The sequence below is a fragment of the Sphingobacterium sp. 40-24 genome, assembly GCF_001899705.1.
Taxonomy (GTDB): Bacteria; Bacteroidota; Bacteroidia; order Sphingobacteriales; family Sphingobacteriaceae; genus Sphingobacterium; species Sphingobacterium multivorum.
The window spans coordinates 29,552-46,290 of record NZ_MKWH01000014.1; the positions used below are offsets into that span (position 1 = coordinate 29,552).

A 16,739-nucleotide genomic window follows, 5' to 3' on the forward strand; every position below is an offset into this window, starting at 1 on the left:
TAGGAGAATCATGGTGGGTAAGGTGAAGCATTGAAGCGATAATAATACGCTAACCAATATAAACATGAAAAAAATTGCCTTATTAATCCAGATTCTCTGTATCTGTGTGCCATTTAGCTTGTCTGCACAACAGATCATCAATGGGCAGGTCAGTAATAGCTCGACATCCGAGCCGGCCTATGCCGTTTCGATCCACGTAAAAGACGGAAAGGAAGGTACTTTTACAGATGATCGAGGGCGTTTTCAGCTGAAAACAAACAAACCACTACCCATTACGCTCTATATTTCCGCTATTGGATATGAATCGAAAGAAGTTTTGGTGAATAACCTGTCATCGCCTTTGCGTATTTCGTTGAATTTGTCCCCCATTTTGGGGCAGGAGGTTGTTGTTTCTGCAAGTAGAACCGTACAGAGTAAACTATCCGCTCCAGTAACAATTGAGCAAATGAGCAGCAAAGACATTCGTAATGCTGCACAATTAAATTACATGGATATGCTTCAAGGTTTGAGGGGAGTCGATATTACCGTATCCAGTATTGGTTTTACCAGTGTTACAACGCGGGGATTTAATACCAGTGGGAATACCAACTTTACGCAGATCGTAGACGGGATGGATAATCAGGCGCCCGGTCTGAATTTTCCGCTCGGGTCAGTCATCGGGCTAACCCAGCTTGATGTCGATAATATAGAGGTGCTGTCTGGAGCATCTTCGGCCCTGTATGGTTCAAGAGGATTGAATGGTACGATGGTGGCCACAGGCAAAAATCCGTTTAAATATCAAGGATTAAGTGTACTGGTAACTCAAGGTGTAAACCATATTAATCCTAAAAAAAACAATGATCCGGTGCCTACGTCACCTTACTATGATTGGGCTATCCGCTACGCAAAACAAATGGGGAATAAAATTGCTTTCAAGCTCAATGGCCAGTATACACAGGCAAAAGATTGGGTAGCCAACGATGAAACCAACAAAAATGGCCCGGGGACAGCGCTGACAGATCCAAACTATAATGGAGTTAACCTGTATGGTGGAGCGACTTCGACCGATATCAATCCCTTTTTGGAAGGTGCACTGCAGGGAAATCCGGAATTGGCCCCCTTAATCGGACCCTTACTGAAAAATCCGAATTATGTTGCCCGGACTGGATATCCTGAATATGGCTATCTCGATAATAGAGCCAAGCTCTTTAAAATCAATGGTGAATTCCGTTACAAGGTTTCCACAAATATTGAAGCCGTAGCTTCAGCCACTTTTGGTACAGGTAATATTGTGTATACCAACGATACGCGTTATCAGCTGAAAGGATTTAAAGTTGGGCAATATCGGCTGGAACTTCGTGGGGATAAATGGTTTTTCAGAACGTACACAACCCAGGAAAATTCAGGGAGAACACTGGTTGCAGGGCCGACAGCACAATATATCAATGAATCGTGGAAAACAAGTTACGATGGAGGAACAGGTGGCTGGTATCCTGAATATACTGCTGGTCTCTTAAATGCACTTGCTTCGGGTACTTCACTCACAGACGCTCATTTAGCAGCGCGCACGCTAGCCGACCAAGGGCGTGCCGAACTCGGAACACCACTGTTCAATAGACTGAAAGACAGTATCAGCAATACACCAATATCGCAGGGCGGAACGCTGTTCTTGGACCGCAGCAAATTATACAATGCCGAAGCACAATATAATTTCTCCGATCTCGTGAAATTTATGCAGGTGATTGCAGGTGTCAATTGGCGTTTGTACAATCTAAATTCAAAAAATACATTATTCCCAGATAAGGATAAGCCAATTCATGTAAAAGAGTACAGTGCATACCTGCAACTCGCCAAAAAAGTATTGGACGATCGCTTGAATATTGCTACCTCATTCCGTTACGATAAGAATACGTTGTTTGCTCAACCAAAATTAACTTCACGGGCATCACTGGTGTTTGATCTGTTTCATCAGAATTATTTACGCCTTTCTTATCAGAATGCGTATAGTTTCCCCTCCAATATACAAGCTTTACAAAATACCTTAAATGGTTATAATAGCTATTCCTCCGGTGGTTCATCGCTGCTGTTGATCGATAATTATCAGTTTGACCGCTATCCTCCTTATACCTTGGAAAGCGTGCAGAAGTTTCAGCAATCGAACGATCCAACCGTACTTCAGAAATTTAAATTTGATGATATTAAACCGCAGTCGGTTAATGCTTTCGAACTGGGTTATGCAGCTATGTTGGGTAAGCGGGTGATGATCGATGTGTTAGGCTATTTTTCAACTTGGAAGAATTTTATTGGCTATGCCAATGTTGCTAGTACTCCTGGAAGCAATGATTACAATGCGTTTAAAGATCATGCAACCTATGTGCAGTATAATATCGCCTTTAATGGCGGAGAGACCGTAAATACCTATGGATACGCCGCGAGTCTTAGTTTGGATCTAGGTCGGAATTTTGTAACCAAGGCCAATTATTATTCTGACTACCTAAAAAATAAAAACAATAGTCAAATTAACAACTTCAATACACCACACTATCACTTTAATTTTGAATTCGCGAATAGTGGCTTTGGAAAAAAACAAGTTTGGTCGTTTAGTACTTCCTTACGCTATAAACCGGGCTACTATTATGTCGTGTCTGGGGGGCTTGCCGCAGGCCAAGTGCCAAGCTCGGCGGTGATCGATGCACAAGTGAGCTATAAGTTTGTTAAGGCTCGTTCCGGAATTCGCATTGGCGGAACCAATATTACAAACAAATACTATTCTACAGGTATTGCTAATCCACGTATAGGTGCAGTATATTATGTCACTTATGCTTATAATATTTTCTAATCAAAATTAAATAAATCAGACCATGAAAAGATATCTAAAACAATTGATCGGTATTGCGGTCACAGCTCTCTTGATGTACAGTTGTGCCGACCAATCGAAAGACAGTTACAAAGTCCTAACGTTTACTCCTGGACAGGAAGAGGCAATTGAGGAAGCTTTCCTCTCCATTAAAGATAGCACCAACATCGTGCTAAAAGCCGGGAAATACTCCTTCGATAATTTGAGTATCGCACAAGTAAATCATATTAAAATTGAAGGTGAGGGCTATGATAAGACAATTATTGATTTTTCCGGTCAGACACAGGGGGGAGAGGGAATACGGGTTACCGATGTGAAAGGTTTAACGATTGGAAATATGACCATTCGTGATTCAAAAGGAGATCTGTTGAAGATAAACAATAGTCAAGACGTTGTCATTTCAAACCTTCATAGTATATGGAGCTCGGCCGATTCTACGAGTGGTGGATATGGGATTTATCCTGTGCTCTGTAAGAATGTGCTTGTCGAGAATTGTTATGCCGAAGGGGCTTCAGATGCTGGTATTTATGTGGGACAGACAAAAGGTGTTATTGTGCGTAAATGCAAGGCAACGAAAAATGTGGCTGGATGTGAAATTGAAAATACAACAGATGCTGAAGTTTATGATAATGAATTCTATGGAAATACAGCCGGATTTCTGATTTTTGATCTGCCTGAACTTTCACAGCGGGGTGGAAGAGTAAAGGCGTATCACAATAAAATCTATGCTAATAATTTTAAAAATTTTGCCAAAGGTGGGAGCTTCGGAACTTTCTGGGGGGTAGGGAATGCATCACCGGGAAGTGGTATCATTATTCTCTCGACATCAAATATCGAAATTTACGATAACGTTATCGAACAAAACAATACCTCTGCGATTACGATCGCTTCAGGCTTTGCAGTCGATGAAAAAGCTGGAGAACGAATCAATGCAAATTACTCTCCAATACCCACACATGTTAAAATTTATAGAAACACCATTAAGATGGGGGATAAATTCCCGCAAGCAGCATATGATCATCGTATCGGTCAATTGATTATTGCTACCGAAGCCCAGTTAAATAGCGTTGAGCCGGATCGAAAAAATAAGCGAATTCCAGCCATATTGTATGATGGTATCACCAGTAATGTGATCACGAATGGTCGCACTCAAAACCCAGATTCCATCTGTATCAATCAGCCGGGTGAGAATATGTTTGTAGCCGCAGATTTTAGTCACGCAGGTCAACCAGCGAAGTGGAAACCCTCAAGTAATGTACAACCTTTTCAATGCAATTAACCGTGAAACCAACAAAATTTGCCCTCGTCTGTACCGGAATATTGAGCGTGATCCTGCTAGTGCTGCAACAGAGCTGTCGGCAGGGACAAAAGAAATCATCAGACCATGGGGTTGTTTCTTTTGAATTTAAAGAACGACTGTCCGAATACGGCTTTTTTACTGGAAAACTAAATCAATTAATCGCAAGAGCCGATATCTTGGGCTACGATCTGAGTACACCTCTATTTTCTGATTATGCCGTTAAAGACCGCTTTATTGTATTGCCAAAAGGGGGGAAAATGGGCTATACAGAACATGGTCCGTTAGATTTTCCCGACTCAACAATTATTATAAAGAATTTCTCCTACATCAATGAACAAAAGCAAAAAGTATTGATAGAGACGCGCTTACTGGTGAAGGATCCAGCTGATCATGCCTGGAAAGTGATGAATTATCTGTGGAATGATGCGCAGACTGATGCGATGAAACACATTCGTGGTGCTAAACTACCGATTACATTGATCGATCATGCTGGCAACAAGCATACGACAAACTACATGGTACCCAATACCAACGATTGCAAACGCTGCCATAACAATAGCTCCAAGCTGATGCCCATAGGTCCAAAAGCCCGAAACCTCAATTTTGTGCGATTAGGCGATTCGATCAATCAACTCGCCAAATGGGTTTCTCTTGGTCGGATGGTCAATATGCCCAATCTAAAGAGTGTACCGCAATTGCCCATATGGACTGATGAAAACAAATTCAGTTTGGAACAACGTGCAAGAGCCTATTTAGATGTGAACTGTGCGCATTGCCACACCAAAGGGGGAGACGCTTATAATACAGGGCTTTTCCTGGATTATGATGTGAAAATTCCTTCACACCTTGGTATTGGTAAAGCTCCTGTTTCAGCTGGAGGTGGAGCAGGTGGCTTGGATTTTGATGTGGTTCCAGGAGATGCCAAGCATTCAATTCTGCTTTATCGGATGAATAGTGTGGAACCGGGTACAGCTATGCCGGAGTTGGCCAGAAGTATAATACATCAAGAAGGTGTGGATCTGATTCGTCAATGGATCGATAATATGCCGTCAAAAAAATAATAATATTGATCTTCAATTGGTATGAACAAAGAGACATCAACCGATCAGATCGGTTTAATATTTGAACAGCAGCAGCTTTTTAAATATGAATTACGGTCTAGCAGTGCAGAGGAACGGATAAAGAAACTCTACAAGCTAAGGGCGCTTATTGAAAGTCATGAGGATTTAATCTATGCGGCGCTCGAAAAAGATTTACGGAAGTCACGAAGTGAAGCCGCCATAAGCGAAGTATTGTTTATTTACGGTGAAATAGCATTTGCAATACGACATTTACGAAAATGGATGAAGCCTAGAAAGGTTGGTCGTTCAATGACCAATTTTCTTGCTAAAAGCACAATTACCTACCAGCCTAAGGGTATGGCGCTTATTATATCGCCTTGGAACTACCCATTTCAGCTCACCATGAGCCCCTTGATTTCAGCTATTGCAGCGGGTAATTGTGTGATTTTAAAGCCCTCAGAACATAGCCCATTCACATCGGCAGTTATTGGGGAGATCTTGACCAAAGGATTTGACCAACGGGAATTGGCCTGTATTGAAGGTGAACAGCATGTTTCCGAAGCACTATTAGCGCTTCCTTTTGATCATATTTTCTTCACCGGGAGTCCGGCGGTAGGCAAACTGGTTATGCAGGCTGCCTCCCGCAATCTCAGTTCTGTAACCTTAGAGCTTGGCGGAAAGTCCCCCGTTATACTAGATGAGACTGCAGATTTGGAAATGACTGCCCACAAAGTTGCTTGGGGAAAATTGATCAATGCGGGGCAGACCTGCATTGCGCCAGATTATGTTCTTTTGCCTAAAGATAAGCAGGATGAGTTTGTAAACTATTATCTAAAGGCGGTTAAAAGTATGTTTTTCACCGGTGATGGGCAGCTGGATCGAACAGTTTACGCGAAGATCATTAATCAAAGGCACGCTAGTCGTCTTGTTTCATTAATCACCAATGCAATAGCATGTGGGGCAAAACTGCGCGAAGGCGGACAATTAGCCGATGATCTGACATTAAGCCCTGCATTGTTGATCGATGTGAGGGCCGACAACAGCATTATGCAGGAAGAAATATTTGGCCCCATACTTCCCATAATAACCTATGAAGACCAAGAAGAGGCTCTAGCACTGATTAATCGTGCTGAAAAGCCTTTGGCTTTGTATATATTTAGCAATAACAAGTCCAATATTCAATATATCCTCCAACAGGTGTCCTCTGGAGGTGCTTGTGTGAATGACGTTTTGATTCATGTTTCCAACCCTCATTTGCCTTTTGGTGGTGTCAATGGCAGTGGCTTGGGCAGCTGTCATGGGCAGTTTGGCTTTAAGGCATTTTCACATGAAAGAGCTGTCATGTTTCAATCTAAATTTTCAGTTTCTACGTTGATTTATCCACCCTATGCTAAAAAGAACAAGGTTTTTAAATTATTGAAGAAATGGATTTAGTCACTTGAAACGGTGTTTCAATAAAGACAGCTACCCTGCCCTTTAGAGCCAGCTATCCGGGAAGGATTTAGTTGCGATTGTAGCTTGTCACTCGATTGACCCGTAATAGGAGTTCTTCCGGGCTAAACGGCTTCACCATAAAATCTGAAGCGCCAAGATCAAAAGCTTCAATGACGACTTCTTCTTGTCCCATGTTGGAAAGTACAATGACGGGGATTTTTTTCTCGAGCTTTTTTATGGAAGAAAGTACTTCTATTCCTGAAGCAAACGGCATCATAATGTCGGTAATGATCAAATCGAGATCCATTGTATTGAGCTTTTCAATTGCATCTTTTCCATTGGTGGTAGTGATAACCTCATGACCTGCCTTGATCAGTTTGTATTGAACTGTCCTTAATATCAACTCATTATCTTCTGCAATTAAGATGACCATCTTATTTTTATTATTAATATACTACTATGGAGGCCACAACAAGTTTAGATCCTATTCCATATCCTGACGATAGGTACAGAATATTTTACAATATATGTTTAGTTTTCAGCTTCTGTTTGTGTTTTACATGGTCTGAAAACATAGGTAGCAAAGAAGGACTTCAATAGCAAGAAGCTGTCCTGGTATTATTGGAAAATGATCGCAAAATTGCTTTCGGCTAATATGAAATTCAATGTCCCCAAGTGAATTTCTGCGCAAATATAGGATTGTAATAGAAATATTCAATAAAAGAAAAGCAGTAGAAGGTAAATTTTATGCTAATCTGTTGTTGATGAGTTTTGTATCCTTCCTTTTTTACAAAAAGTAAAGGCTGAAAATTAAAGATTGTAACATGATGTTACGGATAAGGGAGACGATAGCTGACAGATGTTTTAATCCCTGTATACCAGAATTATTCATTATATTTAATCAACCTAGTTCATTCGATATGTCATATAATATTCCCGAGAATCTGAAAGGTCTTTCCGCAACTGAGGTGCATGCCTCCCGAGCTAAATATGGTTGGAATCAATTGAGCGATAGCCACAAGAATACATGGTTTGAACTGCTTGTGGATATTTTGAAGGAGCCTATGCTGATTCTATTGATTATCATCTCGATGATTTATGTTTTTGTGGGGAATTACGGAGAGGCCGTATTTATGTTTGTCGCTATTGTTGCCGTTACGGCAATTTCCTTTTATCAGGACAATCGTAGCAAAAAAGCCCTGGAGGAACTTGAAAAGCTGAATGAACCATTAAGCACTGTGATTCGAAATGGGAAGGTTAGTGAAATTCCAACACATGAGATTGTTGTGGGCGATCTCTGTATTACAGAGGAAGGTCGAATTATAAACGCTGATGGTCGTATTTTACATAGTAACGATTTTTCTGTCAATGAATCTTCGCTGACAGGGGAAAGTTTTTCGGTCTTTAAGGACAGTAAGTCCGAGGATAATCTGGTCTACAGTGGGACAGTTACGGTCTCGGGCCTGGCCGTGTTTGAAGTTACTGAAATCGGTAAAGAGACACGTGTTGGGAAAATCGGTGAATCGATAAAGAATATCAAAGAAGAAATTTCGCCATTGCAGGTGCAAATCCAAAAGTTTGTAAAAGCAATGGCCATTGTCGGTATACTCATTTTTTTATTCGTATGTATATACAGTTTTATTGATAGTGGTAATTTGGTGGCGAGCTTGCTCAATGGACTTACGTTGGCGATGTCTGTGTTGCCAGAAGAGATTCCTGTTGCATTTACGACTTTTATGGCGCTTGGCGCATGGAAGCTCATGCGTGAGGGGATTATCATCAAAAGAAGCAGTATTGTTGAGACTTTGGGCAGTACGACGGTGATTTGTACCGATAAGACCGGGACTATTACAGAGAATTCCATGCAATTGAAATACCTCTATAATTATGCTACGGATTCATCTTATGATCAGGAAAGGTTTGATGAATCCGATTTAAGAGAGCTTATCGATTATGCGATGTGGAGCAGTGAGCCTGTGCCCTTCGACCCCATGGAAATTACGTTACATAAAATGTATGAAAAAACGCAAAAGCGGGACCTCAGAAAGGAATATGCACTATTTCATGAATATCCTTTAGAGGGTAAACCGCCGATGATGACCCATCTTTTCGAAAATACAGGAAAAGATCGGATTATTGCTGCCAAAGGGGCGCCGGAGGCTATACTTAGCGTATCCAAGCTGTCCGATAAGGAGAAAAATAAAATTAGGGCTATTGTTAAATCCTATGGAGCGCAGGGTTTTCGCTTATTAGGTGTGGGGAAAGCGACATTCGAAGGCAATAATTTCCCTGCGAATCAACAGGAATTTGAGTTCCAATTTTTAGGGTTGACGGTATTTTATGATCCGCCCAAAAAGGGTATTCAGGACGTGTTTCAAGATATTTATGATGCGGGGATTAAAGTCAATGTGATTACCGGCGACAATGCCGATACGACTCAAGCAATAGCAGCTCAGGCCGGAATTCGTATTTTGTCTGCGCCGGTCAATGGCAGTGAAATCGTAAACAAGTCCGAAGCTGAAATTATGGCGATAGCAGAGCAAACAACGCTATTTACCAGAATGTTTCCGGATGCTAAACTGGCCATTGTAAATGCCCTGAAAAAGAAAGGCGAGGTCGTGGCGATGCTTGGCGATGGGGTGAACGATGGCCCAGCATTAAAAGCAGCCCATATCGGCGTGGCAATGGGCAATAAAGGTACTGAAATTGCAAAATCAGCCGCGGCATTGATTATCACAAACGACGATTTACAAAAGTTAATCATCGGTATAGCCGCCGGAAGAAGGATTTACGCAAACATCAAGAAGGCGGTTCAATACATCATTTCTATTCATATCCCCATTATTTTGACCGTATCACTCCCTTTGTTTTTAGGCTGGGTATTTCCGCAGATTTTTAGCCCTGTGCATGTGATTTTCCTCGAATTGGTCATGGGGCCTACTTGCTCGATTGTATATGAAAATGAACCTATTGAAAAGGATACCATGAAGCGGCCTCCTAGAGCTATGAGCGACACTTTTTTGAGTATAAATGAGCTTGGAATCAGCATTGTTCAAGGCCTGATAATCACCATAGGAATTCTTTTTGTTTATCAATTTGCTGTTCAGCAGGGGGGAACCGAGGAAAAAACAAGGGCTATGGTTTTTGCTACTTTAATCTTTGCCAATATTTTACTGAGTTATGCCAATCGATCTTTCCATTATAGTATCCTGGAGAGTTTTAAAAACCGAAACTTGCTGCTCGTTGGGATTTCGATCGCTGTGCTTCTATTTTTAGCGGTGATATTATATGTTGCTCCGGTTGCCCAATTTTTTGCTGTAACAGCCCTAAGTGGATATGAATTGGGAATAGCGCTGTCCGTGGCTGCAGTATCCGTTTTATGGTTTGAGGTTTATAAATTGATCCGGAGAATTTCAGTTCAAAGAAAATCTGATAAATCTTAATATAAGATTAGGATTTGAAATTTACACTAACAACGATTAGCTGAGAGGCAGCCTAAGCTCATGATGCGATGCAGTTTCAAGTGCGATATTTGATGGCGAAATGATTTCTGTAGTGATTTGAGGTGGAAAAATGATGTTATCAGTCTTACTGAATAAATTTCGAAGTAATTCCTCTTTTCTTGATGTAGAAATTCAGCGCTCGCCCTGCTTCCGTAGGTCGATCTGTACTTAATATGTCTGCGCCGCGATCAATAAACCCAGCATAAACTTGAAAGCCTTTTTTGTCGGCCTGTTTGTCCAAGTTCCCCAGTGTACCCAATATGCACATGATGCCATGGTCATGTAGTATTTTGGTTAATGCTGGATCTGCTTCACGTGTTCCGACGAAAGCTAACAAGCGATTGTCGGGTATATCTTTTTCATTTAGACGAGCAAGGTCCTCAATGTTATTGACCGAAGCCGAAATCATGATGTCGCTCGCCAGACTGTGTACTTTGGCCGCTTGGTTGGCACTATACGTAATGATGACTACGCTGGATTCTGCTCTTTGTTTGCGAATAGCGTTGATAACGGCTTCATAAGGGACATCATTTTTAATGTCTAAGGTGAAGATTACCTTTCCTTTTCCCCAAGCAAGTGCTTCTTCCAGCGTAGGGATCCTATAGGGCGTTATCTTTTTGTTATTGTCCAATAGACGAAGACTTTTGAGCTCAGCCAATGTGCTGGCGTTCACAGTCCCTCTACCTGTGGTTGTTCGGTTTAGCGTATTATCATGCATTAATATTAATGCTGAGTCTTTACTGATACGAACATCACATTCAACAAGGACTGGCTGTAAGCTCGCGTTATAGGAAAAAGTTTCGATTGCATTCTCCGGGTATCCGGATGCGGGGCCCCCACGATGCAAACTGACCAATGGATAACGATTATCATCATAGGTCAAAAACTGATATAATTCCTCCACATTTTGGAGCTGTATACGTTTACCCACCGGCAAGCCATCCGTATTGGCTCCATTACGAAAGCAACTGCTTACGATAAAGCAGATCAATAAAAGGAAGTAGTGGGGGGTACGTATATTCATTATCTATCTATTGTACTGATTAATCAGATCGGCCAGTGTCTCGACACTCGTGTTTAATTGGTCAATCGTCAAATGTGCCTGTGTATAATAAGGTTCTCTTTCGATCAACTTTTCTTCAATAAATAGCCGTAGTTCCTCCGGTGATTTTCCGATCAGAATGGGCCGTTTGTGTAATTTAGATTGAGAAAGACGGTCAAAAAGTGCTTTGGGCGACATCTGTAAGTAGACGGCATAACCATTCGCCTTGATCCATTCCATGTTATCAAAGAAACAGGGGGCGCCACCACCCGTAGATATTACGGCAGCATTCTCCGCAAATTTACGCAATTGCTCGCGTTCTAATGTCCGGAAGGCGTCTTCACCATGCTGACTAAAATATTCGGTAATGCTCATGCCAATTTGTTTGACGATTTCCTCATCAGTGTCGATGAAAGGGAGCTCGAGTTTGGTGGCAAGTTTCTTACCCAGGGTAGTTTTTCCACTTCCCATATAACCAATCAAAAATATAGGTTTAGGCATAGGTACTATTTGTCTTTACTTAGAAATTTATCTTCAATGGTTTTGGCATCCGGAAAATTATTATAGTGCCATTTTCCAACGACGTTGCCTCCTTTTAGGAGCAGTACACCAGGATTTGCTCTCACCATGCTTTTCAGAGGAATGAGATCGGCATAGAATATCTCCGCAATTAATTGCATTTTATCACTCAGATATTGCGCGTCTTTGGATGGAGAAGCAGTCAATAGAACAACGCGCAGTCCATTATAATCTTTTGTTAACTGAATGGCTGTCTGATTGATCTTTTGGATAGCATCAATATTGGTCGAAGAAAGATCTTTTGCAACGATCACAAGGTTATAATACGGGTTGGCAATGATTTCCTGTGTATGATCTGCACCATCAGCGTCTGTAATTAAGAGATCAGGAATAGGGATGTCATATCCTTTTTTTACTAATCTACTCTCAGGCTCACCTATAATTTCCCATGATTCATCTTCCCATAGCTTGTCAGCCATATAGACTTTGTCATTGACCTTTTTGGTTTCGCCTGTCTTTTTGTTTTTCATGGTATAGATTTGCTCAAAGACATCGCCTTGTTTGCCTTCAGGTAATACCATTAATGAAGGTAAGTTGTTGCCAACTTTGTAGGGTAAGAAATCAATAAAGGGGAGGTAGTTTACGGTGTAAACACCAATACCTAAGGAGATGATCGCTGTAATCAAAGTAGCAACGAATTGATTGCCTGATCCTTTGATAATTGATCGTAATTGTTTTCGGTTAAAAAATATAATAAGGATCAAGGCCAACAGCACCAGATCTTTAGAAAATGATTGCCAAGGTGTGAGTGGGATGGCATCGCCAAAACAACCACATGAGGTCACGACCTCAAAAAATGCCGAATAGAAGGTTAGAAAGGTGAAAAACAGGATCAGCAGCAGCAGGCCCCAGGCAACGGTATTTGCATAAACCCCAAGTAATAAAAGTGCGCCTAACAAAATTTCAAAACCACATATCACCACGGCCATGGCAGTGGCGTATTCATTAAAAGCTGTGAGATGAAAGACCTCAAAGTATTCCTGAAGCTTATAGCCAAACCCTGTCGGGTCATTTGCTTTAATAAAACCGGAGAATATGAACAAAAGTCCCGTAAAAATCCGGCAAAATCCTAAAAGATAATTTGTTTTGGTACGCTGCTGTGTGGCTGTCATAATCCGATTATTGTTGTGCAATTCCTAATTTAATTAATGCAAAAACTGCGTAGTTGAGCATATCTTGATAGTTGGCATGGATGCCTTCAGAAACAAGGGTTTGCCCATCATTATCTTCAATTTGTTTAACGCGGTGAATTTTCATCAAGATCAGATCTGTCATGGAAGAAACACGCATATCGCGCCATGCTTCACCATAATCGTGGTTTTTGGCAAGCATGAGATCTCTGGTCTCGGTAACCTTTTCGGTATATTTCTGATTCACAAAAGTTGGATCCAGATTTTCTTCACCATCTTCACCCAAATCAATCTGAATCATGGCCATGACACAGTAATTGATAATACCGATATATTCGTCGACAATGCCTTCGCCAACTTTGGAAACCTTTTTGATTTCTAGCGTGCGTATACGTTGTGCTTTAATGTAAATCTGGTCTGTAATGGAAGATAGGCGCATAATCCGCCAGGCCGTTCCATAATCTTTTGTTTTTTTAATAAATAAATCCTGACAATGTTTGATAACATTGTTATATTCCTGAATGGTATCCATATCGTTGATTGAAGAAACTTGATGAGACAAGTTGTGATTACACTACAAATATAATTAGAAAATAATACTTCCAACGGTCAAATGAATGTACAATTTGTGCTTTATTGCTAAAATATAAGCAATAATTTTGGATATTACCACACTTAATAGTTCGCAGGGACAAAGAGTAGCGGCATTGTGCAAGTACATGACGTGAATTTCTCGTTTCCTATAGCTGCAAACGTTTAAATATAGGTAACTTTAGATAAGTTTGATCAGTTTGCATGGTATTGCCAACTTTGAAGATCGTAAAAATATAATTCATGGATTTTAAACAACCTGTTATTAGAGACGTAGAGATCATCCGATATGTTCAACCATTTCGGGAAGGAGGGTCTTTGCCCGCATTAGTCGATGCCGATGACGGCTTTAGTTATGTTATAAAATTTAGAGGGGCAGGTCAGGGACGAAAAGCATTGATCGCAGAACTGATCGGTGGAGAGCTGGCAAGATTGCTAAAATTGAGGGTTCCCGAAATTGTATTTGCGGAGCTGGACGAATCCTTTGGCCGTACAGAACCCGATGAAGAAATTCAGGATCTGCTCAAATTTAGTGTAGGCAAAAACCTGGGACTTCATTTTCTGAGTGGAGCCATCACATTTGATGCGAATGTTGATGCCATCGGCGCGGAGGAAGCTTCGAAAATTGTCTGGTTGGATTCTCTCTTGATGAATGTAGACCGTACCGTTCGGAATACAAATATGCTGATATGGCATAAAGAACTTTGGTTGATAGATCACGGCGCTTCCTTATATTTCCATCACAGCTGGGATAACTGGGAAGAACAATCCCTAAAACCATTTGTTCAGATTAAAGATCACGTACTGCTCAAAAATGCGAGTATGGTGGAGAAAATAGATCAGGAATATCGTTCCGTTTTTACGGAAGCGGTATTTCGTGGAATATTGGCGGTGGTACCCGATGAATGGCTGGAAGATGCCGAACGTGAGCTCTCTGCGGCCGATGCGCGCGAAGTGTATGTTTCTTTCCTGAAACAGCGTGTAGCCAATTCATCCATTTTTGTAAAACAAATAGAAGATGCCAGAAAAGACCGTATATGAGTATGCTGTGGTACGTTTGATACCACGAGTGGAGCGAGAGGAATTTATCAATGTAGGCGTAGCTCTTTATTGTCGTAAGTATCGTTTTGCGAAGATGGTTTATCTGGTCAATGAACAAAAGGTGCGTGCTCTTTGCCCGAATATCGAGTTGGAGTTGATCGAAAATCATCTGTCTTCCTTCCAGCGAATCTGCCACGGCGAAAAAGATGCCGGTAAACTTGCCGAGTTAGATATCACTGAACGGTTTCGTTGGCTCACAGCGAAGCGAAGTACCCTGATTCAATGCTCGGCATCACACCCCGGATTATGTGAGGATCCCGAAGCAACATTGAACGAGCTGTTTGAACGCTTGGTTCGCTAAGCTAAAAGATATGCTCTGCTCATCAAATGAGCTCAATGATCGGCAATGGGGCTAAGTTTTGATAATAAGGCTTAATCTATCAATATTGTATAGTATATTTGTTTTAATAAACTAGTGAAGATGCATGATTTTTATCAACATATCTATGAACAGCAATTGGCTGTTCTAGAAATGCCTTCTAACAAGAAGATCTGCGGCTGGGCTATCCGAATTGTGGATGTGCTCTTCCCCGAACGAAATTCTAGCGAGATGAAATCGGTCGATGATGTGAAGCTCGCTTTTGAACAATTTGAATTGGAGCTTGAGCAGCTCCTGAGCAAATCCAAAGCTTGTCAAAGCTGCAATCACTCGGAAGTAGCGCACCAGTTTTTTGAACGGATTCCACAACTTTATGAATTGATGTGCTGGGATGCAGATGCATTGATGGATGGCGATCCTGCAGCACAGAATAAAAGAGAAGTTGTACGTACTTATCCCGGTTTCTTTGCGATCTGTATTTTCCGGATGGCGAACGAACTACATCGCCTGGGTGTTCCTTTGATACCGCGCATATTGACAGAACATGCGCATTCCAAAACGGGAATTGATATCCATCCTGGAGCAACAATAGGCCATCATCTGCATATTGACCATGGCACCGGATTGGTTATCGGTGAAACCTGCACCATCGGTAATTATGTGAAACTTTATCAGGGTGTAACCCTGGGGGCCCTGAGTGTGGATAAGGTGTTTTCCAATGTAAAACGCCACCCGACAATTGGCGATCATGTTATTATCTACTCTGGAGCCACAATCCTGGGCGGCGAAACACACATTGGCCATCATTCGGTCATTGGCGGGAATGTCTGGTTGACAAGTTCTGTCGAGCCTTACACCACCGTATACCATCAGGCTACATCAAAATTTATAGATTCGAAACCAATAATATAGATACCATGGGAAATATCATAGATACCATAGGAAATACACCCTTAGTCGAGATTACACAATTTCATACAAATCCCAAGGTGCGGATCTTTGCAAAAATGGAGGGTAATAATCCTGCGGGCTCGGTGAAAGATCGTGCAGCACTCAATATGATCCGTTCGGCGATGGAGCGGGGCGATATTACAAAAGATAGTAAATTGATCGAGGCAACGAGCGGTAATACGGGGATCGCACTTGCTATGATCGCCGGTATATATGGACTTAACCTCGAGCTTGTGATGCCAGCTTCTTCAACGCGGGAGCGAACGCTTACGATGGAGGCTTACGGGGCGAAAGTTACTTTATTGGAATCCATGGAAATATGTCGCGATTATGCAGAAGAAAAGGCCGAAAAAGAAGGCTATTTTATATTGAATCAATTTGCAAATCCAGATAACTACGAAGCACATATCAAAACAACGGGACCTGAAATCTGGCGTGATACTGCGGGGAAGATTACACATTTTGTAAGCGCCATGGGGACTACGGGGACAATTATGGGAAATTCCATCTATTTGAAGGAAAAAAATGCAGCCATTCAGATCGTAGGCTGTCAGCCCACTCCTGAATCTTCCATACCAGGCATACGGCGTTGGCCCGAAGCCTATCTGCCTAAGATTTTTGATCCAAGCAGGGTAGATCGCGTTATCGATATATCCCAACAGGAGGCAACAGCGCTTGCCCGGGAACTTGTTAAGCGTGAAGGGGTTTTTGCAGGAATGAGCACCGGCGGAGCTTTTGCAGGAGCACTTAAAATTGCAAATGAAATCGACGAAGGCCTTATTGTATTTATTGCCTGTGACCGAGGTGACCGCTATTTGAGTTCAGACCTTTTTGGCTAAGAACCCATACGAACAATACCAAGCCCACTATGGATCTTTGCTGATTTTTAGCA

14 protein-coding genes are annotated in these 16,739 nt (G+C 41.6%); 9 read left to right on the forward strand and 5 right to left on the reverse strand.

Going from position 1 to position 16,739, the window contains the following annotated elements; genetic code table 11:
• Positions 1-64: 64 nt before the first annotated feature.
• The 4 genes from BGP15_RS05125 to BGP15_RS05140 are packed head-to-tail and all read left to right on the forward strand — an operon-like array spanning position 65 to position 6,631.
• A complete protein-coding gene (locus tag BGP15_RS05125) occupies positions 65-2,818 on the forward strand; it encodes a TonB-dependent receptor (protein WP_286768882.1) in 2,754 nt (917 codons plus the stop codon).
• 22 nt (positions 2,819-2,840) lie between these two features.
• The gene (locus BGP15_RS05130; protein ID WP_286768883.1) at positions 2,841-4,115 is read left to right on the forward strand and encodes a parallel beta-helix domain-containing protein; all 1,275 of its coding nucleotides are present in this window, start codon (positions 2,841-2,843) and stop codon (positions 4,113-4,115) included.
• Positions 4,106-5,197, forward strand: a complete 1,092-nt coding sequence (locus BGP15_RS05135) for an SO2930 family diheme c-type cytochrome (protein WP_286768884.1) — start codon at positions 4,106-4,108, stop codon at positions 5,195-5,197. Before BGP15_RS05130 ends, BGP15_RS05135 begins: the two co-directional genes overlap by 10 nt.
• Positions 5,198-5,218: 21 nt before the next feature.
• Positions 5,219-6,631: an aldehyde dehydrogenase family protein gene (locus BGP15_RS05140; RefSeq protein ID WP_159332751.1), complete on the forward strand. Its 1,413-nt coding sequence runs from the start codon at positions 5,219-5,221 to the stop codon at positions 6,629-6,631.
• Positions 6,632-6,698: 67 nt separating this feature from the next.
• Here the strand turns inward: BGP15_RS05140 and BGP15_RS05145 are convergent, their stop codons facing one another.
• Entirely contained in the window at positions 6,699-7,064 is a 366-nt protein-coding gene (locus BGP15_RS05145; protein ID WP_286752397.1) for a response regulator transcription factor, read from the reverse strand.
• A gap of 487 nt (positions 7,065-7,551) precedes the next feature.
• Between BGP15_RS05145 and BGP15_RS05150 the strand changes: the two genes are divergently transcribed.
• Positions 7,552-10,074, forward strand: coding sequence for a cation-translocating P-type ATPase (locus tag BGP15_RS05150; RefSeq protein WP_286768885.1), 2,523 nt, complete (start codon positions 7,552-7,554; stop codon positions 10,072-10,074).
• A gap of 145 nt (positions 10,075-10,219) precedes the next feature.
• Here BGP15_RS05150 and BGP15_RS05155 read toward each other — a convergent pair whose 3' ends face one another.
• Genes BGP15_RS05155 through BGP15_RS05170 form a run of 4 tightly spaced genes read right to left on the reverse strand, consistent with a single transcriptional unit; the run spans position 10,220 to position 13,417 of the window.
• The gene (locus BGP15_RS05155) at positions 10,220-11,158 is read right to left on the reverse strand and encodes a glycerophosphodiester phosphodiesterase family protein (protein WP_115049646.1); all 939 of its coding nucleotides are present in this window, start codon (positions 11,156-11,158) and stop codon (positions 10,220-10,222) included.
• A gap of 3 nt (positions 11,159-11,161) precedes the next feature.
• The gene (locus BGP15_RS05160) at positions 11,162-11,677 is read right to left on the reverse strand and encodes a shikimate kinase (protein ID WP_046673900.1); all 516 of its coding nucleotides are present in this window, start codon (positions 11,675-11,677) and stop codon (positions 11,162-11,164) included.
• 5 nt (positions 11,678-11,682) lie between these two features.
• Positions 11,683-12,867, reverse strand: coding sequence for a BT_3928 family protein (locus BGP15_RS05165; RefSeq protein WP_286768886.1), 1,185 nt, complete (start codon positions 12,865-12,867; stop codon positions 11,683-11,685).
• A gap of 7 nt (positions 12,868-12,874) precedes the next feature.
• The gene (locus BGP15_RS05170) at positions 12,875-13,417 is read right to left on the reverse strand and encodes a DUF1599 domain-containing protein (protein ID WP_046673902.1); all 543 of its coding nucleotides are present in this window, start codon (positions 13,415-13,417) and stop codon (positions 12,875-12,877) included.
• A gap of 302 nt (positions 13,418-13,719) precedes the next feature.
• On the opposite strand from BGP15_RS05170, the gene BGP15_RS05175 reads away from it, so the two are divergent.
• The 4 genes from BGP15_RS05175 to cysM all read left to right on the forward strand — a co-directional run bounded on the left by BGP15_RS05175 (position 13,720) and on the right by cysM (position 16,686).
• Positions 13,720-14,517 carry a HipA family kinase gene (locus BGP15_RS05175; RefSeq protein ID WP_046673903.1) on the forward strand — a complete coding sequence of 266 codons (798 nt, stop codon included), beginning with the start codon at positions 13,720-13,722 and terminating at the stop codon, positions 14,515-14,517.
• Positions 14,495-14,878, forward strand: coding sequence for a DUF3037 domain-containing protein (locus BGP15_RS05180; RefSeq protein WP_046673904.1), 384 nt, complete (start codon positions 14,495-14,497; stop codon positions 14,876-14,878). Before BGP15_RS05175 ends, BGP15_RS05180 begins: the two co-directional genes overlap by 23 nt.
• Before the next feature lie 120 nt (positions 14,879-14,998).
• The gene (locus BGP15_RS05185; RefSeq protein ID WP_046673905.1) at positions 14,999-15,808 is read left to right on the forward strand and encodes a serine O-acetyltransferase; all 810 of its coding nucleotides are present in this window, start codon (positions 14,999-15,001) and stop codon (positions 15,806-15,808) included.
• Positions 15,809-15,813: 5 nt separating this feature from the next.
• Positions 15,814-16,686 carry a cysteine synthase CysM gene (cysM, locus tag BGP15_RS05190; RefSeq protein ID WP_046673906.1) on the forward strand — a complete coding sequence of 291 codons (873 nt, stop codon included), beginning with the start codon at positions 15,814-15,816 and terminating at the stop codon, positions 16,684-16,686.
• Positions 16,687-16,739: the final 53 nt, after the last annotated feature.

Coding starts and splice junctions, on each gene's coding strand:
- BGP15_RS05160 (WP_046673900.1), bottom strand. CDS start 11,677: ATGCCTAAACCTATATTTTTGATTGGTTATATGGGAAGTGGAAAAACT.
- BGP15_RS05185 (WP_046673905.1), top strand. CDS start 14,999: ATGCATGATTTTTATCAACATATCTATGAACAGCAATTGGCTGTTCTA.
- BGP15_RS05150 (WP_286768885.1), top strand. CDS start 7,552: ATGTCATATAATATTCCCGAGAATCTGAAAGGTCTTTCCGCAACTGAG.
- BGP15_RS05135 (WP_286768884.1), top strand. CDS start 4,106: ATGCAATTAACCGTGAAACCAACAAAATTTGCCCTCGTCTGTACCGGA.
- BGP15_RS05125 (WP_286768882.1), top strand. CDS start 65: ATGAAAAAAATTGCCTTATTAATCCAGATTCTCTGTATCTGTGTGCCA.
- BGP15_RS05145 (WP_286752397.1), bottom strand. CDS start 7,064: ATGGTCATCTTAATTGCAGAAGATAATGAGTTGATATTAAGGACAGTT.
- BGP15_RS05165 (WP_286768886.1), bottom strand. CDS start 12,867: ATGACAGCCACACAGCAGCGTACCAAAACAAATTATCTTTTAGGATTT.
- BGP15_RS05140 (WP_159332751.1), top strand. CDS start 5,219: ATGAACAAAGAGACATCAACCGATCAGATCGGTTTAATATTTGAACAG.
- BGP15_RS05170 (WP_046673902.1), bottom strand. CDS start 13,417: ATGGATACCATTCAGGAATATAACAATGTTATCAAACATTGTCAGGAT.
- BGP15_RS05155 (WP_115049646.1), bottom strand. CDS start 11,158: ATGAATATACGTACCCCCCACTACTTCCTTTTATTGATCTGCTTTATC.
- cysM (WP_046673906.1), top strand. CDS start 15,814: ATGGGAAATATCATAGATACCATAGGAAATACACCCTTAGTCGAGATT.
- BGP15_RS05130 (WP_286768883.1), top strand. CDS start 2,841: ATGAAAAGATATCTAAAACAATTGATCGGTATTGCGGTCACAGCTCTC.
- BGP15_RS05180 (WP_046673904.1), top strand. CDS start 14,495: ATGCCAGAAAAGACCGTATATGAGTATGCTGTGGTACGTTTGATACCA.
- BGP15_RS05175 (WP_046673903.1), top strand. CDS start 13,720: ATGGATTTTAAACAACCTGTTATTAGAGACGTAGAGATCATCCGATAT.